Genomic DNA, 21,409 nt, shown 5'->3' with positions numbered 1-21,409 from the left:
CATAATAAAAGTGCGTGTTCAAAACCAACATGGCCTTATGGCTACCATATGATATGAAAATGTTATTTTCGTATAAAAAGTGGTGAAGGTGGAGTTTTGACTGCATTTTGAACATCCTCTTAAAGAGAGTAGGAACAGTAGCATGCAATATATCTCCATTGCGATTGACGGACCTGCAGGAGCCGGGAAGAGCACGGTTGCCAAACAAGTGGCTGAATGCCTGCATTTGATGTATATCGATACAGGCGCCATGTATCGTGCGGTGACTTGGAAGCTGTTGCAGGCAGGGGTATCTTTGGAAGACAATTCAACAATCGGCGAGATTGTTCAAGACTTGGATATCAGACTCTCCGATGAGAACGGACGTTTGCGTGTGCTTGTCGATGGACAGGATGTTACGCAAGACATACGTTCACCGGAAGTTACCCGACTTGTGTCACATGTTTCCCGATTCAGGCAAGTGAGAGACCGGCTCGTTGCGTTGCAGCGGCAATACGCCAAACAACAGGCGGTTGTCATGGATGGACGGGATATTGGATCAAATGTCTTGCCGGATGCCAAAGTAAAGATTTTTTTGACTGCTTCGATCGAGGAACGTGCCGAACGCAGGGTGGCGGAATTGCAAAACAAAGGGTATGCGATCACGATTGACGAGGTGCGACAGGAATTAGTGAAACGAGACCAAATGGATATGGAGCGGGAAATTGCACCGTTACGGCAGGCAAGTGATGCGCAAGTGGTCGATACCACAAACAAGACGATTGAGGAAGTGGTGAAGCAGATTCTGACAATCTATTACGATGCAACCGCAACTGTTTCCAAAGGGGGACAGGCATAAGTATGTCATGGTATGGCTTGTTTCATTTTTTATTTAAAATGCATTATAAATTTTATTATCGCGTAGAAATTATTGATGCATATCATGTCCCAAAAGATGGGCCTGTCATTCTATGCTGCAATCATACATCCAATTGGGATCCTCCTCTTCTTGGCGTTTCTTGTCCGCGTAAGATTCGCTATATGGCGAAAGAAGAATTATTCAAGATTCCGGTTGTCGGATTTTTACTGCGTCAATTCGGGACATATCCGGTTCAAAGGGGATCAGGAGACCGGGCGGCGATTCGCAAAACATTGGAGCTTTTAAAAGAAAACCAGGTGATCGGCATTTTTCCGGAAGGGACCCGCAGCAAAACGGGTGAACTTGGGCCGGGGAAACCGGGTGCGGCGATGTTTGCATTAAAGTCGGATGCGGCAGTCATTCCAGTGGCAATTGTGGGCTCGTACAAGCGGTTGTTTGGAACGATAAAAATACGGTTTGGACAACCGATTGAGCTGGAATCATACAGGCAACAAAAAATAACAAGCAAGCAGATGGAAGAAGTAACACAAATCATCATGGATCACATCGGCCGATTGATTCGACAAGAACGGAGCGTATCGTAGTGCATTCCATTGTCGAGACACTCGCTTTTCTCTTGTTTGGCTGTTTGGGAATTGCATTATACGGCCGAGTATTATATGTTCATTGCATGCAAAAGACGCAAAATCCAGACTATGCCAAAAAAACCGTATTGAATATCACAATCCGATTCATACTATTGTTACTATTGATGGCAATTGTTTCATCATTGAATCAGTATTTCCATTTTTCCAACACAGTTTTTTATGGGTGTTTGCTCATTTTGTTTTGTGCTTTTCTGCTGATCATGAAGAAGATTCGTTCGGTGTTAAGGGATTCGTAAACGGATTGCTGGTGCTGACAGAAGCACTTTCCATAAACAGGATTCCTTCTGTACCATGCAAAAAAATAATGTTATAAGGAGGTCTTTTCCTATGGATGAGATGACAAACTTGCATGAAGTGCATACGATTCAGCCTGGAGACGTAGTAAAAGGTCGCATTACGAAAATAGAGGACGGACAGGCATTTGTTGATGTAGGCTATAAATATGAGGGAGTACTTCCCATTGCCGAAGTTTCCAGCTTGCGGATTGAGAAAGTTTCCGATGTGCTGCAAGCAGGTGATGAAGTGGAAGTAAAGGTGAAATCTGTCAATGACGAAGCAGGAACATTGATTGTATCAAAACGTGCGGTCGACGCTGAGCAAGCATGGGGACGACTGGAAAAACTGTATCAGGCAGGCGAAATTTTTGATGTGGTCATTGTGGATGTCGTGAAAGGCGGCTTGGTGGCAGATATCGGCGTCCGCGGGTTTATCCCTGCTTCCTTGGTGGAACGGCATTTTGTTGAAGATTTTTCGAGTTACAAAGGGCAGACGCTTGCGGTCAAGATCGCGGAATTTGATCCGGAGCAAAAGAAAGTCGTGCTTTCTCATAAAGCTGTAGTCGAAGAGCAGGAAGAACGGGAAAAACAGCATGTAATCACATCGTTGCAGGCAGGACAAATCCTGACTGGAACCGTTCAGCGCCTGACAGACTTTGGGGTGTTTGTAAATATTGGCGGTGTGGACGGACTTGTGCATATCTCCGAATTGTCTCATCAGCATGTGAAACACCCGTCTGAAGTCGTCAAGGAAGGAGATGCGGTTCAAGTAAAAGTGTTGAAAGTCGATCCTGCTGCCGGCCGTATTTCTTTATCGATTCGGGCAGCTCAAAAAGGGCCGTGGGAGTCGGTGAATGCATCCTTCCAACCGGGAGCGATTATCGATGGAACTGTCAAGCGTTTGGCAAATTTCGGGGCATTTGTAGAAGTTGCACCTGGGATTGAGGGACTTGTCCACATTTCCCAAATTTCCAACCGGCATATTGCCAATCCTGCTGAAGTATTGGAAGTCGGTCAGTCTGTAAAAGTCAAAGTTCTTGATGTAAATGCACAAGAAAAGCGCATCTCTTTATCGATTCGGGAAGCCGAGAGCGCAAAAAACGATAAAGAAGTGGAAAAATACGTGGAAAAACAGTCCACAAGCGGTACAGGCGTTACATTAGGCGATCTTTTTGGTGATCTTTTTAAGCAAAATAAATAGGCGTAAGGATTTAGGAGTTACATACGTGTCGATTGAATCGAGAAAAATAGATCATTTGCGTTTGGCTGCCGAGCTTCCCCAATCCATGGCATCAGGTTTTGACGATGTGATGTTTGTACATCGAACATTTCCGGAAGTATCGTTTGCTGAAATATCTTTGCAGACAAATGTTGCCGGAACGTTTTTTTCTGCTCCATTCTGGATCAATGCGATGACAGGAGGTTCTGAACCTTCCGCACAGGTCAATCGGGATTTGGCCATTGCGGCTCGGGAACTGGGATTGGCAATGGCGGTGGGCAGCCAGCGGGCAGCGTTGCGGGATGATTCCCTGCGGGAATCTTATACAGTTGTCAGGAAAGAAAATCCGGGAGGTATTGTGATTGCCAACCTGTCTGCTGCAGCAACGATTGACGATGTATTGCGAGCCGTTGACATGTTGGATGCACAGTATATTCAACTGCATGCAAATGCCCCCCAGGAACTGGTAATGCCGGAAGGGGATCGGAATTTCAAAGGAATATTAAAAGGTGTAGAAACAATCATTCGCCATTGTCCGGTACCTGTCATTATCAAAGAAGTTGGCTTTGGCATGTGTCGGGAAACGTATCGTCAATTGACGGAGATTGGCGCCAGGATTGTAGATGTAAGCGGACGAGGCGGCACCAACTTTATTGCCATTGAGAATCAGCGACGAAGCGAATGGCCAATGGATGACTTGCGTTTGTGGGGTCAAACAACGGTAGTCAGTTTGCTTGAAGCGGAAGGTTTCCAAAACCAACTGACGTTCCTCGCTTCCGGAGGTGTTCGCAACCCGTTGGATTGTATCAAATGTTTGGCGCTTGGAGCGCAAGGGGTTGGGTTGGCAGGTTTTATTTTGCGAACGTATCGATCGTCCGGATTACAAGGACTGATCGATTGTTTGCAGCATTGGTTGCATGAGGTTCGAGTCATCATGACGATGTTAGGTTGTCGAACCTTGCAAGAATTGAATGCTATTCCGGTATGGATTCGCGGAGAAACGGCTGATTGGTGTGAAGTCCGTAACATCGATCGGCAATATTATGCAAATCGAAGGCATTTCATTTCCTGATAGGAAATGGATGCTTTTTTGTTTATTCCCCGAACAGTCAGGCAAACCTATAGAAGAGTGTATCGATACGCATGCTTGACTGTGTATAGAAAGTGGGGAGGCAATATGATTCCCGGTTCCATCGGCATGATCTTGGGAATTGCCGGATTGATTTTGGCGGTAAGCGGTTGGGGAAGAAACGTATGCGAAGAATTTCATATCAAACCTCAAAGCATCAAGTGGATCATCGCAGTATATGTATTGGGATACCCGGTCATGATTCCCGGATTGTTAAAAGAACAAATGTCGTTCTCCGGATTTTTTCTACCGCTCCTTCTAACTGTCTGGGTTGTTGTCCTTGTTGACCGATGGTACAAGAAGATTTTGATTCCCGTACGGAGTGTTTGCATTCTCGCTGTCGTCCTGATTTTTAATCGATGGATTTTACATGGGTCGGAAGTGCTGACTGCAAAATTGATATGGTCGAGTGCGTGTCTGATCCTGTTGACAAGCTTGATTTTGGCAGGTTCGTGGAAAGAGCGTTTTGCTGCTGCCTGGTCAGCGAGTATAGTGATTCAGCTCGTGGATGACATTTGGATACGCAATGTTCCATTTGAGTATCTTGAGTTTGGCAATTCTGCCGAGAAAGATATAGTGGCTTTTGCTACATTTAGCCTTGCGTTTCTATATATGCTGAGCACAATGGCAGTGCGGTTTCGTTATCGCAAGAGAAAGCCGATTGCCATTGCAAAAACGCGACACATCCTGCATGAACAGGAGGATACGGATGGATGCCGTCGTGTTCTATGACAATGATTTTGGATTTGGTGCATTTCTTGCAGCGCAAATGCTGACAGGCGCTTGTGATTTTCACAATATGCCAAGCTTTGAACAACTGCGGGAATTGAGCAGGCGATTCCGGCCGAGCGACGGGACGATACATGTATGTGGGAACATCTCTCATGCTCCAACGTTTGTGGCATATGCGGGATGCCATCGGCAATCCCATATTGCCATTAAATGCCTTCGGAATTTTGTGAATTTATATCGATTGGATCAAACGCAATACGCGTTTATTCGGACGCCATCCATTTCTTTGGCAAAACCCTATCGACGTTCATCGATTCCCATCCATAAAAGCGGCATTGCATTGACAAGAAAGCTTTATGCCACGTTTGCCCGCATGTTTCCGCATATTCAGACAGCAGTATGCAGTGTCGTATGGCAAAACGTGCCGATGTTTCGGGCAAGAGTTTCAAGAAACCATGAAGAGGAAGAACCGGTTGGCAATACGTCGAACCAAACAAGCGATCTACATCGGTTGGACGGCAGACATATTGTCTACCATTGTTATGGCAGCGCCCATTCTTCCATTACGTCTGCTGCCATTCATCTGAATCGTCTGCCGAATGAACGCAGGCCGCATGTGAATGAAATTATCGCTTTGACGGATTATGATCGTTCAGAGACCTGGCAGATTGGAACATTAAATTTTAAAGGGTATGACACCTTTGGCAATGCCATTTATACCATTGGCTTAGGCGCGGATCCATATACCGTGAAACGTCTGCTGGCTTCGTTTTTGGAGCGAATCGGGTGCGACACGAGCCAACTTGTCATGCAAGAAGCTTTGGTTCATATTAACTCCCTTGCGAGAATTGGCGGAGCATTGTCTCGCAGATACGGGTTTGTAACGCTCGGGAGGATTGTAAGTGCGTTCGCGATCCAAAGACAGTATGAACGGCTCGTGACATTTGTGAACGATGTAAGCAATCGCTATGGAGGAAATAAGAACAAAGCTTGACGGAAGTGCGGAACACATTCATAATTTCAGAGTGTCAAAACTTACATATGTCCGATATCAACAGGAGTTTTTTGAATGCAGGTATACGTATTGGATTGCAAACGGATATTCGATAGGTTTGAAACGGAGCACTTGCACAGAAAGGTAGGATGATTTTATGCCAAAGCCAGTAGTGGCGATCGTTGGTCGGCCGAATGTCGGAAAATCGACTTTGTTCAATCGTCTGGCAGGAAACAGGATTGCAATTGTCGAAGATAGGCCCGGTGTGACAAGGGATCGCATATATGCCAGTTCAGAGTGGTTGACACACCAATTTCACATCATCGACACGGGCGGGATTGAAGTCGGAAGCGAAGATGAAATTTTGTTTCGAATTCGGGAACAGGCGGAATTGGCGATCGCAGAGGCGAATGCCATCATTTTTGTCGCTGACGGCAAGGAAGGAGTAACACCGGCCGATCAAGAAGTAGCGCAGATCTTATTTCGTTCCCGCAAACCGGTAGCATTGGCTGTCAACAAAGTGGACAACCCGGATCAAATCAACAACATTTACAGCTTTTATGAACTGGGTCTTGGCGAGCCTTTTGCCATTTCCGCAGAGCACGGCACGGGTATTGGAGATCTCCTGGATCAGGTGATGGCTGACATTCCCGAGGATTTTGAAGAAACCGAGTATGATGAAGATGTGATTCGCGTCGCCTTGATCGGACGACCGAATGTCGGAAAATCGTCCCTTGTCAATGCGATTCTCGGCACAGACCGGGTCTTGGTGAGTCCGGAAGCGGGGACGACGCGGGATGCCATTGATACGCCGTTCTCTACGGAAGACCAGGATTATGTCCTGATCGATACGGCCGGAATGCGCAAGCGCGGCAAAGTATATGAAACGACGGAAAAATATTCGGTGCTGCGTGCATTGCGGGCCATCGAACGATGTGATGTGGCGGTTCTTGTGATCGATGGCGAGCAAGGGATTATCGAGCAGGATAAAAAGATTGCCGGATACGCATTGGAAGCCGGGCGTGCCATGATGATCGTCGTGAACAAGTGGGACATCGTTGAGAAAGATGATAAAACGGCACATAAGTTTGAACAGGAAGTCCGCAAGCAATTTCCGTTTATGGCCTGGGCTCCCATCCTGTTTGTTTCTGCCAAAACGAAGCAGCGGGTGCACCGCATTCTGGAGATCGTCAAGCAAAATGCGGAAAACCATGCGCTGCGCATACAGACGGCTGTGCTGAATTCTGTCATTGAAGATGCGGTTGCGATGACACCGCCGCCTACGGACAAGGGACGGAGGTTGCGTGTCTTGTATACGACACAAGTTGCCGTCAAACCGCCGGCTTTTGCGATATTTGTCAATGACCCGGAATTGATGCATTTTTCCTATGAAAGGTATCTGGAAAATAAGCTTCGCAGTGCGTTTGGCTTTGAAGGGACGCCCATGCGGATGTTTATTCGCCAAAAATCATCAAAAGAGAAAAATTGAAGAGAATGAAGAAATAGGGGAATTTTACATGGGATGGACGATTGGAATTATTCTTGTTTCCTATTTGATTGGATCCATATCTCCCAGTTATCTCATGGGAAAATGGGTGGCCGGCATCGATATCCGCCAACATGGCAGCGGCAATGCCGGCGCTACCAATACGATGCGGGTTCTCGGTGTAAAAGCAGGCATTTTTGTTTTCTTGTTTGATGCGTTGAAGGGCGTTTTTATGGTTTGGATCGCGAATGTATTGACAGGCGGAAACCTTGTTGCGATGGTTCTGGCCGGTTTATTTACGATTTTTGGGCATAACTGGCCCGTGTATTTTGGCTTTCGCGGCGGGAAAGGCGTTGCCACTACGATTGGCGTTTTGCTTACGCTGGCAGCAGTTCCTGCTTTATGCGCCGGCGTAATCGCCATCGCATTGTTATTGGTCACCCGTTACGTTTCATTGGCTTCTTTATCCTTTGTCACGTTTGTACCGATTTTTCTCGTATTGTTTCACCGACCGATGATGCTTGTATTTGCAACGATATTTTTGGCGCTTGTTTCCTATTGGAAGCATCGGAAAAATATCGAACGGTTAGCAAAAGGACAAGAAAATCGATTGGGAAAAAAGGCAAACCGTTAAAGAAAGGCGGCCAGGAGTATGAGCAAGGTTTCGGTGATCGGTGCGGGCAGTTGGGGAACTGCGTTGGCGCTTGTCTTGGCTGACAATGGATATGACGTCACCATTTGGGCAAGGCGCCCGGAAATAGCAGAGGAAATCAATTCCAAACATACGTTAGAAGATTATCTCCCTGGTGTTTGTTTGCCGGACGGGATTCGCGCATCACATCGACTGGAAGATGCATTAGAAAATGTCTCGATGGTTTTGCTGGTGATTCCTTCCCATGTCTTTCGCAGTACGGCTCGCATGATCGCACCGTTGATCGGCAAAGATGTCACAGTGGCACATGCGACAAAAGGGTTTGATTTGGATTCACTGGAACGGATGTCTGAAGTATTGCTGTCGGAGATTCCCCAGATCTCTCCGGAACAGGCGGCTGTTTTGTCCGGACCAAGCCATGCGGAAGAAGTGAGTGAGCGCTACCCTACTACGGTGGTTGTGGCAAGCGTCGCAAAACATACGGCGGAGTTTGTACAGGATCATTTCATGAATGGAAATTTTCGCGTGTACACAAATCCGGATGTTGTCGGCACAGAGCTTGGCGGCGCATTGAAAAACATTATTGCACTTGGCGGGGGAATTTCCGACGGTTTGGGATATGGGGATAATGCAAAAGCAGCTTTAATGACTCGGGGACTTGTAGAGATCTCCCGCCTGGGTGCAGCCATGGGCGCTTCCCAATCCACCTTTTCCGGACTTGCCGGCGTTGGCGATTTGATTGCCACCTGTACCAGCAAGCACAGCCGCAATTGGCGGGCAGGCTATATGCTGGGGCAAGGAAAGACGTTAGATGAGACATTGGCAAATATGAAAATGGTAGTGGAAGGTGTGCGCACGACAAAGGCGGCCATGTTGTTAAGTCGAAAATATCAGGTTGAAATGCCGATTACCACGGAGATCTACAGGGTTTTATTCGAAGGAAAAGCACCCAAAGATGCGGTTGATGATTTAATGATGCGAGGCAAGCGACATGAGCTTGAGGACATTGCAAAAAACCGGTTTCATCCCAAATGGAAAATGTAGCTTGTTTCTTTTGCAAATGATAAAATAACTACTATGTCGAAGAATCAGCGGAAAAATCGCACGTTTTTCAAAAACATGCGTTACGGGTTTTTCAGACATGGATATAGCCGAATGTTAAATTAAGGAGGATATGTGATGAGTCAAGTGCCAGCAAATGTAAAATACAGTTCCGAGCACGAGTGGGTGCGCGTGGAAGGAAATCAAGCATACATAGGAATTACAGATTTTGCACAGGCAGAACTTGGAGATATCGTGTTTGTGGAATTGCCGCAAGCGGGCGATTCTTTACGTGCAGGAGCAACGTTTGGAACGGTGGAATCGGTCAAGACGGTTTCCGATCTGTATGCACCGGTGAGCGGGAAGATCTTGCAAGTCAATGAAGCATTGTCGGATGCTCCGGAAAAAGTAAATGAATCTCCGTATGAAGACGGTTGGATGGTAGTCGTAGAGTTACAAGACCCGTCCGAACTCGACAAACTATTGACGCCTGCCCAGTACGAACAACAAGTTTCCCAATAAGGCAGCGGCAAAATGGAAACTTGGCGTTTTCTGGCAACTGGAAATTCGTCCCCCGCGTTTAACATGGCAGCAGATGAGGCGGTCTTGCAGGCAGTCAGTCAAGGGAAAGCGCCGCCGACCATACGCTTTTTCGGTTGGCAGCCTCCCACGCTGTCCATCGGGTATTTCCAGCAGGCGCGGCGGGATATCGATTTTGAACGTCTCGGACAAAAAGGGTTTGGCTTTGTCAGGAGACAGACAGGCGGCCGTGCGGTTTTGCACGATGCGGAATTGACATACAGCGTCATCGTCCCGGAATCCCATCGGCTGATGTCAACATCTGTGATCGAAGCATATCGTACGATCAGTCTGGGACTTCTGGAAGGGTTCCGCTCTCTTGGCTTGCAGGCGGAACTGGTGTCCTTGGCAGAGGAGCAGGAGCGGGGAAAATATGACAGTTTGGGCTCAGCAGCCTGTTTTGACTCCCCCTCTTGGTATGAATTGGTCGTCGAGGGGCGGAAAATCGTCGGCAGCGCCCAATTGCGGCAATTGGGAACGGTTTTGCAACACGGTTCGATTTTGCTGGATCTCGACATCGGTGCGTTATTCGATGTGCTGCGCTTTTCCAATGAGCGGATGCGGGAACGAATGAAGCAGGCATTTGCCGAGCGTGCTGTGAGCCTGAAACAGTTAACCGGGAATACCTATACATTTGAAGAGGTTTCCAAGCACTTTTTTGACGGATTTGAAAAAGGGCTGGAGATCAAACTTGCGCCCGGTGAACTTACAGATGATGAACAGCAGGCCATCGAGCAATTGATCCGGGATAAATACAGCCAGGATTCATGGAATTTCCGGCGGTGAACGAAGCCTGCGGGGAATACCTTATAGCACACCAGGAGGTCTAGGCTCCCGGTGTGCTGTTTTTGTTGCGATCCGAATGGCAGGCCTTCTTTCAATTATGATATTTTCCGTTCTAAATCTTTTTCTCCCTCATATACTGATAAAGAATTCTGGACAAAGAAATCCTTGGCGATCAAACCGGAATAATCCCAGAAAGCTTTCATATACATATATTGTCCATCGGTGGAATGTATAGATGTTCTGGGCTCTTACGATTGCAACTGACTTGGGGAGGGATGAGCTCTAGGTTAAGATGCATTCTACGCCGATATTTATAGGGAGGGAGAAGCGTGGAAAAATTCGATATCTTTAAAGATATTGCAGAAAGAACAGGGGGCGACATATACCTCGGCGTAGTCGGCCCGGTGCGTACAGGTAAATCCACATTCATCAAAAAATTTATGGAATTGATCGTACTGCCGAATATCAAAAGCGAGGCTGATCGTATACGCGCAACGGATGAACTGCCGCAAAGTGCCGCTGGTCGCACGATTATGACGACCGAACCTAAGTTTATCCCGAACCAAGCGATTGAAGTAAATGTCGGTGAAGGGCTAGACATTCGTATACGCGTTGTGGATTGTGTTGGATATACGGTACAGGGTGCCAGAGGATATGAGGATGAAAATGGTCCGCGCATGGTATCCACTCCATGGTTTGACGAACCCATTCCTTTTCAAGAAGCAGCGGAAGTCGGCACACGCAAAGTGATTTCTGATCACTCCACATTAGGACTTGTCATCACAACTGACGGCACAATTGCGGAGATTAGCCGCGAATCCTATGTGGAAGCAGAAGAGCGGGTAGTCGCCGAGTTGAAGGAATTAGGCAAGCCGTTTGTCATGGTTGTCAATTCCACCCGGCCGACAAGTGTGGAAACAGAGCAATTGCGCGTCCAATTGGCGGAAAAATATGATATCCCTGTGCTCGCATTAAGTGTTGCAAATATCTCGACAGATGATATTATGGGAGTTCTGCGCGAGGCGCTATATGAATTCCCTGTGCACGAAGTCAATGTGAATTTGCCAAGCTGGGTCATGGTGCTCGATCAAGACCATTGGCTGCGGGTAAATTTTGAGACGTGCGTTAGAGATACCGTAAAAGATATTCGCCGTTTACGTGACATCGACCGCGTTGTCGGCCATTTTAGCGAATTTGATTTTGTCGCACATGCCGGATTATCCAATATGGATATGGGGCATGGAGTTGCGGATATTGATTTGGTTGCGCCGGATGCTTTATACGACCAGATCCTGACAGAGGTAGTGGGTATCGAGATTCGCGGCAAAGATCAACTGCTGCAGTTGATGAAAGATCTCACATACGCAAAACGGGAGTACGATAAAGTTGCGGAAGCTTTGCGCATGGTAAAATTGACGGGGTACGGCATTGCACCGCCGGTGCTTGAAGAAATGACATTGGATGAGCCCGAATTAATCCGGCAAGGTACCCGTTTCGGCGTTCGCTTGCGGGCAACTGCTCCATCCATTCATATGATTCGCGTCGATGTGGAATCCGAATTCGCTCCGATCGTAGGAACGGAAAAACAAAGCGAGGAGCTTGTGCGGTACTTGATGCAAGACTTTGAAGAGGATCCTTTGAAAATCTGGGATTCCGATATTTTCGGCAAATCGTTGGCGGCTATCGTTCGCGAAGGCATCTCTGCCAAATTGGCCATGATGCCGGAAAATGCCCAGTACAAACTCAAAGAGACGCTCTCAAGAATTATCAATGAAGGCAGCGGCGGGCTGATCGCTATCATTCTTTAATAGAATCGGCGATACTTGAATAGTAAATATCGTAGAAGAGGATGCTCATGAACGGCATCCTCTTCTTTTTTCTGCAAATACGTATAAAAATCAAATAAATGGATACAACGTTGTATTAAGAACTATTTTCTGTAGATTGTCGTTAAGGAGCTGAAAACATATGAATAAAACAGACTTGATTCAGCAAGTATCAGAAAAGGCGGATTTGACAAAAAAAGATGCAAGCAAAGCGGTGGATGCTGTATTCGATAGCATCGTGCAAGCATTGTCAGAGGGTGACAGCGTGCAATTGATTGGCTTCGGTAGTTTTGAGATTCGCGAGCGCTCTGCAAGAAAAGGAAGAAACCCCAGGACGGGAGAAGAGATCACGATTGAAGCAAGCCGGATTCCGGCATTTAAAGCAGGAAAAGCGTTTCGCGATACAGTTCAACAAAATGCTTAGCGCGCATTTGTAAAACGGCTGAAAGTTGGATCAAGAGCTGTGCAAGTCATTGCATGGCTCTTTTTTGCGTATCACGATACAGAGGGATTTTACGAAATTCGGATGGTTTGAGCAGGAATACATAACAGATCGAGCGAATAGATAACAGTATTGATATGTGAAAAGCTCACAGGATTGAAAAAGGAGGAAAAGGAATGGTTGAATTAACAAGCGAACAACCGGAAGATGTACTCGTACCGGAGTTTTATAATTTTGCTGATGTATTCGATGCGCATGTCGGGAATATTCCGGATCAGTCAGCCCTTTTGTTTCTGGATGAAACCGGGCGCCATAGACAAGTAAGCTATAAAGAATTACAAGTTTTGGCGAATCGCTGTGCAAACGCTTTCAAATCACAAGGGATTGAAGCGAAAGACCGGGTCATGGTGTTATGCACGCGAAGTATCGAGGCGTATGTGGTGTATTTGGCTTTACTCAAATTAGGTGCTGTCATCATGCCGGGCTCCGAAATGCTGCGAAGCACCGATATTTTGTATCGTCTGCAACATGCAGGCGCGAAAGCAATTGTAGCGACCGGAGCGATCATGAATGAAGTGGATTCGATTCGCCGGCAAGCGCCAAATGTCAAACTCTATATTTCAATTGAAGAAAAGGAACATTGGCTATCGTTGCAGCAATTGCTGGATGGGGCAAGCGGTTCTTTTGAAAACGTCAAAACAGCCAGAACAGATACGGCATTCTTATCCTATACGTCCGGTACCACAGGTAAGCCAAAAGGGGTTGTACATACATATGCGTGGCCGCATACACACTTGGCAGTAGCCGCCAAGCACTGGTTTGACGTGCAGCAGGGGGAGCTTGCTTGGGCAACTGCAGGTCCGGGCTGGGCGAAATGGATTTGGAGTCCATTTGTTTCGATCATCGGCAACGGCGGTTGTGCGTTTATTTATAAAGGTCGTTTTGATCCGAAAACATATTTGAGCATATTGAAAGAGTATCCCATCTCCGTATTGTGCGCTACACCTACAGAATACCGATTGATGGCAAAAGTGGACGGATTGTCGGAATTCAAGCCGAAAGCGCTGCGCAGTGCATGCAGTGCCGGCGAACCGTTAAATCGGGAAGTAATCGATACATTTCAAAGGGAATTTGGAATTTCTGTCCGCGATGGGTATGGGCAAACGGAGAATAGCCTGTTGATCGGCAATTTGACCAATATGACCATTCGGCCAGGTTCCATGGGAAAAGTCATACCAGGCAGACGCATTGGCATCATCGATGGAGATGGCAATCCGGTAGAAGCGAATACAGTTGGCGATATAGCTGTTCACCGTTCCGACCTGAGTCTCTTTCAAGAATACTTATACGATCCCGAGCGGACACAGGCGGCGCTGCGCGGAGAATGGTACATTACAGGGGACAGAGGCTACTATGATGAAGAGGGATATTTTTGGTTCAGCGGCCGGTCGGATGACATTATCATCAGTTCCGGCTATACGATTGGCCCTTTTGAAGTGGAAGACGCATTAGTGAAACATCCGACAGTCGCAGAATGTGCGGCTGTTGCAAGTCCGGATGAAATTCGCGGTGCGGTTGTAAAAGCGTTCGTCGTTTTGAAACAAAATATAGAACCAAGCGAGCAATTGATGCGAGAATTGCAAGAGCATGTGAAAGCAATAACCGCACCGTATAAATATCCGAGAATCATTGAATTCGTAGCCGAATTGCCGAAAACCCCGAGTGGAAAAATTCGCAGAGTGGAATTGCGGACGCAATGAACAGGAATCAATAACCTTTCGCATGTTTGGACATTCACAGATAGTTGTTTGTGAATGTCTGTTTCTTTTATTCAACAATGGATCGTGGTATAATAGATCAGCGAAATTGAGAGCGAGGAATCATGCAATGGGAACGAACTGCAATGGAGAATATTTTGTCGTTCAGGCAAAAGAAAATGGGGTTCAAGTGATTGGATTGACAAGAGGACAAGATACCCGTTTTCATCATTCCGAAAAATTGGACAAAGGTGAAGTGATGATTGCCCAGTTTACGGAACACACATCTGCAATTAAAATTCGCGGAAAAGCAAAAATTTTGACAAGTCATGGAGAAATCGACGCAGCGAACGAGTAACGAGGCGAGACGGTTTCTGTTTTGCTCGCATGGCATGCAACATTTCATTTTCTTTTGCATGTCTGTTGGCACTTCCCCATACGAATAAATAATGGGGGGATTGTCCGTGGACTTGTTAAAAGGAGTTAGTTTCGCATTTATTCTTTCGATCTTTTTATCCATTGGTTTGACGTTTCTGCCAGTTCATCATTTGTCAGTCGATTGGATGTTGCCTTCTGCATCCCATTTGGTCTCATCGAATCCATTGGAACGCTCCATCCGAATTTTATCAAATGTTCGAACATATGGAAGAATTGAGCGGATTGAACGGAAAAACGGAAAAATATATGTGACAGTTTCCGCCGGGCAACGCAACCTGGATGCCAATTGTTTGCGTGATGCCTATACAATTCTATATCAGTTGACTCAACGATCTGCCATTGAAGCTGCCGAGATCCGGTTTGTCAATGTGCTGTCGAATCAGAAAGTAGGAAGTGTGTACGGGGAAAATAAAGATTTCAAAAATCCGTTGCCAAATCGTGAACAAATTGTTGAATTTGTCAAACAGCATTTTCAAATCGAGTATAATTAATATAAAGAAACCTTTGTTTTGTCACTGCAAATATATGCTATACTACATGTGAATTTCTACACTTTGCCGATACGATTTGTGGTATACTGTTGCAGTGCTTGCTATATATATCCAAGCTATATATAGTTGCTTTTTTATACAGAATATAAATACTTATTATAGTTCGTGTTCAGAAAGTGGAATTTTGGTCGCTTTTTGAACATCCTCTTATAAAATATGATAGGTATCCTTCATCGTGTAGATGTATTTTGGTGAGTAACCGCCTTTCCGGCATGTTCACCTGACGGGAGTTGATCAGGTGCTGAGTTATAGCATAACCAATCAAGAACAATATCGAGTCTTTATCCGGGATCTGTATCGGGAGATGTCGCATCCGAATCTGGATCTGACCAATTACATACGATCCACGGATTTTGTGCTTGTAGCGCTCGCGGATGTCTTGGCAGCCATGATGAATCAGGAAGTTGCAGACTGGTATCCTGAAGTCCTGGCAATTTTATTGGCCCACCGCGGGTTGCATGTACACGCAATCATCCCTGATCAGCCGATCCAATTGCATGAACAGGACAGGCAGTTGACTGTATTGGCAGGGGATTACTTCAGCAGCAAATACTATTGGATTTTGGTTAAAAACGGCATGCTCTCATTCGTTTCACGTCTTGCCAATGCCATCCAGCGCATCAATGAAATTAAAACAGATATGCGTATGAATGAATTGCATGATTCCGTTTCCGTCGATGATCATGTTCGGGCATTAGGCGCAACGACGTTTTGCTTGTTTGATGCACTCTATGATCATAAACAAATCTCAGTGCCGGAAGGGCATCATTTGCTGCAATTGGTGTCAGACTCGATTCCGCTTATTCATGCATATGAATCGGGACCGGGGAATTATGTGTCGTTTCATGTTCATGAACGTTTGCTTTGGCAGGCTGCAAGCATGGAAGAACGGCGATATTTAAAAAAATTAAAGTACGGCCACTCGTTTGACGGCAAAATATCCTCTTGGTTTATCAAATACAATACCAAGCGGACATTGGAGCACATGTTGAACGATGTCACACAAAAGATTCGTATGACTTGCGAGCAAGTGAAAAGGGGTTCAGTCTCTCGTTTGGACGAGGCACTGTCGAATTTGGTCGCATGTATCGAATACGAATTATCAAGCAGGAAACGGAAAGTAGAAGAAGTATGACAAAACGATTCCTCACGTTTCATCGATGTTCTTCCATTCGGAGGCATGGCATGAATGAATTGTGAGGTTTTTTTATCGAACTACGACGTTTAAGGTGGATCCTCCATGAATTTGATTGAAATCTATTACGATTTGCGCGCAGATCTCGAAATTGTTGAAAAACGATTGTTAAAAGAAGTGCAATCCAATGAAAAAGTACTGCAAAAAGCATCTGCCCATTTGCTAAAAGCCGGAGGAAAGCGAATCCGGCCTGTATTTGTGCTGTTGGCTGCAAAATTTGGCGAATATGATTTGGAGCGCTTGTCTCGGGTTGCGGTTGCTTTGGAACTCATCCATATGGCCACACTTGTGCATGATGATGTGATTGACGACGCTGACAAACGCAGGGGATCTCCGACCGTCAAATCCGCATGGGGCAACCGGATTGCCATGTATACCGGGGATTTTATTCTTGCCCGGGCGCTGCAAATTCTCGCGGATGTTCCCGATCTCAGAAGCCATCAGATCTTGGCAGACTCGATTGTGCAAATGTGCGAAGGGGAAATTGAGCAAGTCCGTGATTTTTACCGATTTGATCAACATCTGCGTACATATCTGCGGAGAATTAAACGCAAAACAGCTCTTTTGCTGTCGGTGAGCTGTACACTTGGGGCGCTTGCGGCAAACTGTAAAGAAACGGTTGTGCAAGCGCTTGGCAAGTATGCGTATAACCTTGGCATGGCGTTTCAAATCACGGATGACATCCTGGATATGACTGCAACGGAAAAGAAGTTGGGAAAACCCGTCGGCAGTGATTTGCGGCAAGGCAATATCACGTTGCCTGTGCTGTATGCGTGTCGGGTTCCGGAGACGGCAAACACGCTGCGGAGGCTGATTCATCGGGATATGACTGATCAGGAAGTGGCATCTGCCATTTCCCGGATCCGTTCCGTCGGGGCGATTGAACAATCACAAGCACTGGCAGACCGGTATTTGGCGCGAGCATTAAAACACCTTGATGCGCTTCCGAACTTGGAATGGAAAGAGAAGCTTCGCCAAATCGCCATTTTTATCAGCAAACGGGAGTATTGACGAATGGCAGCTTGCCCCAATGCTCGGGATTCGTATACAATAGATTAGGCGTATGGGTTACGCACATACATAATTTGATCTGTCGGAATAAATGGAGGTTAATGATTTACTATGCAAAAGACGTTTATTATGGTGAAGCCGGATGGAGTACAACGGGGATTGATCGGGGAGATCGTTCGCCGCTTTGAAAGCAAAGGTCTGCAGCTTGTAGGAGCAAAGTTGATGAACGTTTCCCGCGAATTGGCGGAACAACATTATGCAGAACACAGCGAGAAGCCGTTTTTTGGGGAATTGGTCGACTTTATCACATCCGGACCGGTGTTCGCAATGGTTTGGCAGGGCAATGATGCAATTGCCATCAGCCGTCTCATGATGGGTAAAACGAAGCCGGTTGATGCTGCTCCCGGCACGATTCGCGGCGATTACGCATTGAGTGTGACAAATAACATCATTCACGGTTCCGATAGTCCGGAAAACGCGGAACGGGAAATTTCCCTTTGGTTTACGGCGGGCGATGTTCTCTCGTTTGAGAAAACAATCAATCGGTGGGTGTAATCGTAATTGAATATTTTGCAATCAAACGACTTGGCAATGATTTGCCAGGTCTTTTTTTGCACTGTCAGGATTCGTCAAATGTTATATAATGCTAATGTATTGGTAAAAAAGGCAGGTAGCAGCATGACTTATAATGGCTTTCATGATTATGAAATATATTTGTTTCATGAAGGGAATTTGCTTCGAAGTTACCGCTTATTAGGCTCCCACGTTTGTGAAAGCGCCGGACAACGGGGCGTGCGATTTGGCGTTTGGGCACCTCGTGCCAAATCTGTCCGGTTGGTCGGTGATTTTAATGGCTGGAACGGACGAAATCACGAGTTGCAGCGTCTGAACATGGCAGGCATTTGGATGACATTTGTCCCTGGGCTTGCTGCGGGTTGTATTTACAAATACGAAATTCATACAGAGGAAGGGATTGTTTTAAAAGCAGATCCGTATGCCTTTTTTTCGGAAGTACGACCGCATACCGCGTCGATTGTGTACGATTTGGCGACGTATCAATGGGGCGACAAGGAGTGGCAAAAAAAGAAAAGCAATACGGCAAACGGTTTTTTGAACCGCCCTGTAAATATTTATGAGATGCACATGGGTTCCTGGAAACGAAAAGACAATGGGACATTTTATACATATCGTGAATTGGCAAGAGAACTGATCCCTTATGTCAACGATTTGGGCTACACACATATTGAATGCATGCCACTCTCGGAACATCCTTATGATCGTTCCTGGGGCTATCAAATTACCGGATTTTTTTCCGTTACCAGCCGCTATGGAGACCCTTGTGATTTTATGTATTTTGTCGATCAATGCCATCAGGCAGGTTTAGGAGTGATTCTGGATTGGGTTCCAGGCCATTTTGCCAAAGATGCACATGGTCTTCGCAGGTTTGACGGCTCTCCCCAATATGAGTCGGCAGATTCAAGGAAGGCGGAAAAAACGGATTGGGGCACGCTGGGTTTTGACTATGGGAAACCGGAAGTCGTCAGTTTTTTGCTTTCCAATGCCTTGTTTTGGCTGGATCAATACCATATTGACGGTTTGCGGGTCGATGCCGTCTCCAGCATGTTATATCTGGATTTCTCCAAACAAGAGGGCGAGTGGACGCCCAACGCCTATGGAGGACGGGAGCACCTTGAAGCCATATCATTTTTGAAAAAATTAAATGCGGTCATTCGACAGGAGTATCCTGACACTCTTGTAATGGCGGAAGAATCTACCGCTTGCTTGCCTGTTACAGGCGATGTGGCTGCCGGCGGATTGGGTTTTCCGCTGAAATGGAACATGGGCTGGATGAATGACACATTGCGCTATTTTGAAATAGATCCCCTATATCGCAACGATCAACACGATTTATTGACATTTTCGATTGTATACGCGTTTTCCGAGCGCTTTCTCTTGCCTTTGTCCCATGACGAAGTGGTGCATGGCAAACGTTCGCTCATCGACAAGATGCCGGGAGATTATTGGGAAAAGTTTTCCAATCTTCGTCTGCTTTTGGGTTATCAAATGACACATCCGGGCAAAAAGCTTTTGTTCATGGGTGGAGAATTTGGACAATTTGAAGAATGGAACGAAGATGAGCAACTGAAATGGAGCTTGCTTGATTTTGAGCAACACCGGCAGTTATTTTCCTATGTCCGGGATCTGAATTACTTGTATCGAAAGCAAACCTCTCTTTGGCAGTTGGATCACACAGCGTCCGGATTTGAATGGATCGATCCGCATGATCGCAACCAAAGTGTGATTACATATATGCGCAAAGGCAAAGTTGCAAAAGAATTCCTCATTATTATCTGCAATTTTACACCCATATTGTATCCGCAGTATCGAATCGGCGTTCCAAAGTCTGGAGCATACGAGGAAGTTTTCAACAGCGACAAGCATATATATGGAGGGTCGGGACAAGTCAATCGCGGTTGTATCCAGAGTGAAGGGATTCCATGGCACAATCGGAAAAAAAGTATCCATATCTGCTTGCCGCCGTTAGCGATGGTCGTGTTAAAGAAATCTGCCAGAGGCGGAAAGGGGACTACCATATGAGCAAAAAAGAATGCATTGCGATGCTTTTGGCAGGAGGCGAGGGCAGAAGGCTGGGAGTTCTTACGCATAAGCTGGCAAAGCCGGCCGTTCCCTTCGGCGGAAAATATCGAATCATCGATTTTGCCCTTAGCAATTGCACCAATTCGGGAATCGATACAGTCGGTGTATTGACACAGTATCAGCCCCTTGTCTTGCATACGTATCTTGGGATCGGCAGTCCCTGGGATCTTGACCGAAAACATGGGGGAGTAACCGTATTGCCGCCCTTTCAGCAAAAAAACGGCGGAACATGGTATGCAGGAACGGCAAATGCCATCTATCAAAATATCCCGTATATACAAACGTATGATCCGGATTATGTTCTCGTTCTATCAGGTGATCATATCTATAAAATGAACTACGATGAAATGCTGCAAGAACATAAAGCAAAAGGCGCGGCTGTCACCATCGCAGCGATCCGCGTCCCGTGGGAAGAAGCGTCGCGCTTCGGCATCATCAACGTAGATGAGGAGCAGTGGATCACAGGATTTGAAGAAAAGCCGGAAAATCCGAAAACGAATTTGGCATCCATGGGCATTTACATATTCAACTGGAAACTGCTTCATGAACATTTATTGCTAGATAATAGTGAGCAACTGTCCAGCCATGACTTTGGCAAAGATGTATTGCCCGCCATGCTGAAAGCGGGAATGAAAATGAATTGTCATCTTTTTCAGGGGTATTGGAAGGATGTCGGAACCATTGAAAGTTTATACGAAGCGCATATGGATATTGTATCGAATCAGCCGCAGCTTGATATGAATGACAGTACATGGCGCATTTATTCGGTCAATCCGAATCAACCGCCGCAATATTTGGCAGCTGCCGCAAATGTTCAACACAGTCTGATCAATGAAGGCTGCATGGTTTTTGGAGATGTGGCGCACTCCGTATTATTTTACGGAGTACATGTGGGTACGGATACGAAAATTACCCATTCCGTCATTATGCCGAATGTTATCATCGGCAAGAATGTCCGCATTCATAAGGCGATTATCGGCGCCGGCACCGTGATTGGCGACAACTGCCAGATCGGCGGCCAAAAGGATTGGCGGGAAGATGCATCTGAATATGCACCGATTGTGGTGATTGGTGAAGAAACGATGATTCCGGATGATTCGATCATAACAAGCGATGAAGGAAAGGCGTGACA

21 protein-coding genes are annotated in these 21,409 nt (G+C 46.2%); all 21 read left to right on the top strand.

The features are described from left to right. Positions 1–142: 142 nt before the first annotated feature. The 21 genes from cmk to LSG31_RS17955 all read left to right on the top strand — a co-directional run bounded on the left by cmk (position 143) and on the right by LSG31_RS17955 (position 21,407). Positions 143–838, top strand: a complete 696-nt coding sequence (gene cmk, locus LSG31_RS18055; protein WP_347436438.1) for a (d)CMP kinase — start codon at positions 143–145, stop codon at positions 836–838. A gap of 2 nt (positions 839–840) precedes the next feature. Continuing rightward, positions 841–1,443 carry a lysophospholipid acyltransferase family protein gene (locus LSG31_RS18050; RefSeq protein ID WP_347436437.1) on the top strand — a complete coding sequence of 201 codons (603 nt, stop codon included), beginning with the start codon at positions 841–843 and terminating at the stop codon, positions 1,441–1,443. A 390-nt stretch (positions 1,444–1,833) separates the two neighbouring features. Further along, positions 1,834–2,982 carry a 30S ribosomal protein S1 gene (gene rpsA / locus LSG31_RS18045; protein WP_347436436.1) on the top strand — a complete coding sequence of 383 codons (1,149 nt, stop codon included), beginning with the start codon at positions 1,834–1,836 and terminating at the stop codon, positions 2,980–2,982. A gap of 25 nt (positions 2,983–3,007) precedes the next feature. Further along, the gene (gene fni / locus LSG31_RS18040; RefSeq protein WP_347436435.1) at positions 3,008–4,072 is read left to right on the top strand and encodes a type 2 isopentenyl-diphosphate Delta-isomerase; all 1,065 of its coding nucleotides are present in this window, start codon (positions 3,008–3,010) and stop codon (positions 4,070–4,072) included. A gap of 105 nt (positions 4,073–4,177) precedes the next feature. Next, the gene (locus LSG31_RS18035; protein WP_347436434.1) at positions 4,178–4,861 is read left to right on the top strand and encodes a hypothetical protein; all 684 of its coding nucleotides are present in this window, start codon (positions 4,178–4,180) and stop codon (positions 4,859–4,861) included. Then, positions 4,839–5,855: a DUF3189 family protein gene (locus tag LSG31_RS18030; protein ID WP_347436433.1), complete on the top strand. Its 1,017-nt coding sequence runs from the start codon at positions 4,839–4,841 to the stop codon at positions 5,853–5,855. The genes LSG31_RS18035 and LSG31_RS18030 overlap by 23 nt, the downstream gene beginning before the upstream one ends. A 157-nt stretch (positions 5,856–6,012) precedes the next feature. After that, positions 6,013–7,344, top strand: coding sequence for a ribosome biogenesis GTPase Der (gene der / locus LSG31_RS18025; protein WP_347436432.1), 1,332 nt, complete (start codon positions 6,013–6,015; stop codon positions 7,342–7,344). A gap of 28 nt (positions 7,345–7,372) precedes the next feature. Then, complete coding sequence (gene plsY, locus LSG31_RS18020) at positions 7,373–7,975, top strand: glycerol-3-phosphate 1-O-acyltransferase PlsY (RefSeq protein WP_347436431.1); 603 nt, start codon at positions 7,373–7,375, stop codon at positions 7,973–7,975. A gap of 18 nt (positions 7,976–7,993) precedes the next feature. Then, complete coding sequence (locus tag LSG31_RS18015; RefSeq protein ID WP_347436430.1) at positions 7,994–9,037, top strand: NAD(P)H-dependent glycerol-3-phosphate dehydrogenase; 1,044 nt, start codon at positions 7,994–7,996, stop codon at positions 9,035–9,037. Between the two features lie 135 nt (positions 9,038–9,172). Beyond that, the gene (gene gcvH / locus LSG31_RS18010) at positions 9,173–9,556 is read left to right on the top strand and encodes a glycine cleavage system protein GcvH (RefSeq protein WP_347436429.1); all 384 of its coding nucleotides are present in this window, start codon (positions 9,173–9,175) and stop codon (positions 9,554–9,556) included. Between the two features lie 12 nt (positions 9,557–9,568). Then, positions 9,569–10,399 (top strand): lipoate--protein ligase family protein, encoded by an 831-nt coding sequence (locus LSG31_RS18005; RefSeq protein WP_347436428.1) that lies wholly within the window; start codon positions 9,569–9,571, stop codon positions 10,397–10,399. A gap of 329 nt (positions 10,400–10,728) precedes the next feature. Continuing rightward, positions 10,729–12,207, top strand: a complete 1,479-nt coding sequence (gene spoIVA, locus LSG31_RS18000) for a stage IV sporulation protein A (protein ID WP_347436427.1) — start codon at positions 10,729–10,731, stop codon at positions 12,205–12,207. A gap of 160 nt (positions 12,208–12,367) precedes the next feature. Further along, the gene (locus LSG31_RS17995) at positions 12,368–12,649 is read left to right on the top strand and encodes an HU family DNA-binding protein (RefSeq protein ID WP_347436426.1); all 282 of its coding nucleotides are present in this window, start codon (positions 12,368–12,370) and stop codon (positions 12,647–12,649) included. 194 nt (positions 12,650–12,843) lie between these two features. Continuing rightward, entirely contained in the window at positions 12,844–14,427 is a 1,584-nt protein-coding gene (locus LSG31_RS17990; RefSeq protein ID WP_347436425.1) for an acetate--CoA ligase, read from the top strand. 127 nt (positions 14,428–14,554) lie between these two features. Beyond that, positions 14,555–14,782, top strand: a complete 228-nt coding sequence (mtrB, locus tag LSG31_RS17985; RefSeq protein ID WP_347436424.1) for a trp RNA-binding attenuation protein MtrB — start codon at positions 14,555–14,557, stop codon at positions 14,780–14,782. Between the two features lie 106 nt (positions 14,783–14,888). After that, positions 14,889–15,353 (top strand): hypothetical protein, encoded by a 465-nt coding sequence (locus tag LSG31_RS17980; RefSeq protein WP_347436423.1) that lies wholly within the window; start codon positions 14,889–14,891, stop codon positions 15,351–15,353. 298 nt (positions 15,354–15,651) lie between these two features. Next, a complete protein-coding gene (locus LSG31_RS17975; RefSeq protein ID WP_347436422.1) occupies positions 15,652–16,548 on the top strand; it encodes a heptaprenyl diphosphate synthase component 1 in 897 nt (298 codons plus the stop codon). Positions 16,549–16,653: 105 nt separating this feature from the next. After that, complete coding sequence (locus tag LSG31_RS17970) at positions 16,654–17,619, top strand: polyprenyl synthetase family protein (RefSeq protein WP_347436421.1); 966 nt, start codon at positions 16,654–16,656, stop codon at positions 17,617–17,619. Positions 17,620–17,730: 111 nt separating this feature from the next. Further along, on the top strand, positions 17,731–18,174 hold the full coding sequence (gene ndk / locus LSG31_RS17965; protein WP_347436420.1) for a nucleoside-diphosphate kinase: 444 nt from the start codon (positions 17,731–17,733) through the stop codon (positions 18,172–18,174). Positions 18,175–18,297: 123 nt separating this feature from the next. Further along, a complete protein-coding gene (gene glgB / locus LSG31_RS17960) occupies positions 18,298–20,217 on the top strand; it encodes a 1,4-alpha-glucan branching protein GlgB (RefSeq protein ID WP_347436419.1) in 1,920 nt (639 codons plus the stop codon). Then, complete coding sequence (locus LSG31_RS17955; RefSeq protein WP_347436418.1) at positions 20,214–21,407, top strand: glucose-1-phosphate adenylyltransferase; 1,194 nt, start codon at positions 20,214–20,216, stop codon at positions 21,405–21,407. Before glgB ends, LSG31_RS17955 begins: the two co-directional genes overlap by 4 nt. Positions 21,408–21,409: the final 2 nt, after the last annotated feature.

Source organism: Fodinisporobacter ferrooxydans, assembly GCF_022818495.1.
Lineage (GTDB): Bacteria > Bacillota > Bacilli > Tumebacillales > MYW30-H2 > Fodinisporobacter > Fodinisporobacter ferrooxydans.
The sequence above is the reverse complement of the archived record's forward strand: the minus strand, read 5'-3'. Positions and strand labels throughout refer to the sequence as shown.

Bases quoted from the DNA above. Each gene is read 5' to 3' on its own strand.
- cmk (WP_347436438.1), top strand. From the start codon at position 143: ATGCAATATATCTCCATTGCGATTGACGGACCTGCAGGAGCCGGGAAG.
- LSG31_RS18050 (WP_347436437.1), top strand. From the start codon at position 841: ATGTCATGGTATGGCTTGTTTCATTTTTTATTTAAAATGCATTATAAA.
- rpsA (WP_347436436.1), top strand. From the start codon at position 1,834: ATGGATGAGATGACAAACTTGCATGAAGTGCATACGATTCAGCCTGGA.
- LSG31_RS18035 (WP_347436434.1), top strand. From the start codon at position 4,178: ATGATTCCCGGTTCCATCGGCATGATCTTGGGAATTGCCGGATTGATT.
- LSG31_RS18030 (WP_347436433.1), top strand. From the start codon at position 4,839: ATGGATGCCGTCGTGTTCTATGACAATGATTTTGGATTTGGTGCATTT.
- der (WP_347436432.1), top strand. From the start codon at position 6,013: ATGCCAAAGCCAGTAGTGGCGATCGTTGGTCGGCCGAATGTCGGAAAA.
- plsY (WP_347436431.1), top strand. From the start codon at position 7,373: ATGGGATGGACGATTGGAATTATTCTTGTTTCCTATTTGATTGGATCC.
- LSG31_RS18015 (WP_347436430.1), top strand. From the start codon at position 7,994: ATGAGCAAGGTTTCGGTGATCGGTGCGGGCAGTTGGGGAACTGCGTTG.
- gcvH (WP_347436429.1), top strand. From the start codon at position 9,173: ATGAGTCAAGTGCCAGCAAATGTAAAATACAGTTCCGAGCACGAGTGG.
- LSG31_RS18005 (WP_347436428.1), top strand. From the start codon at position 9,569: ATGGAAACTTGGCGTTTTCTGGCAACTGGAAATTCGTCCCCCGCGTTT.
- LSG31_RS17995 (WP_347436426.1), top strand. From the start codon at position 12,368: ATGAATAAAACAGACTTGATTCAGCAAGTATCAGAAAAGGCGGATTTG.
- LSG31_RS17990 (WP_347436425.1), top strand. From the start codon at position 12,844: ATGGTTGAATTAACAAGCGAACAACCGGAAGATGTACTCGTACCGGAG.
- mtrB (WP_347436424.1), top strand. From the start codon at position 14,555: ATGGGAACGAACTGCAATGGAGAATATTTTGTCGTTCAGGCAAAAGAA.
- LSG31_RS17970 (WP_347436421.1), top strand. From the start codon at position 16,654: ATGAATTTGATTGAAATCTATTACGATTTGCGCGCAGATCTCGAAATT.
- ndk (WP_347436420.1), top strand. From the start codon at position 17,731: ATGCAAAAGACGTTTATTATGGTGAAGCCGGATGGAGTACAACGGGGA.
- glgB (WP_347436419.1), top strand. From the start codon at position 18,298: ATGACTTATAATGGCTTTCATGATTATGAAATATATTTGTTTCATGAA.
- LSG31_RS17955 (WP_347436418.1), top strand. From the start codon at position 20,214: ATGAGCAAAAAAGAATGCATTGCGATGCTTTTGGCAGGAGGCGAGGGC.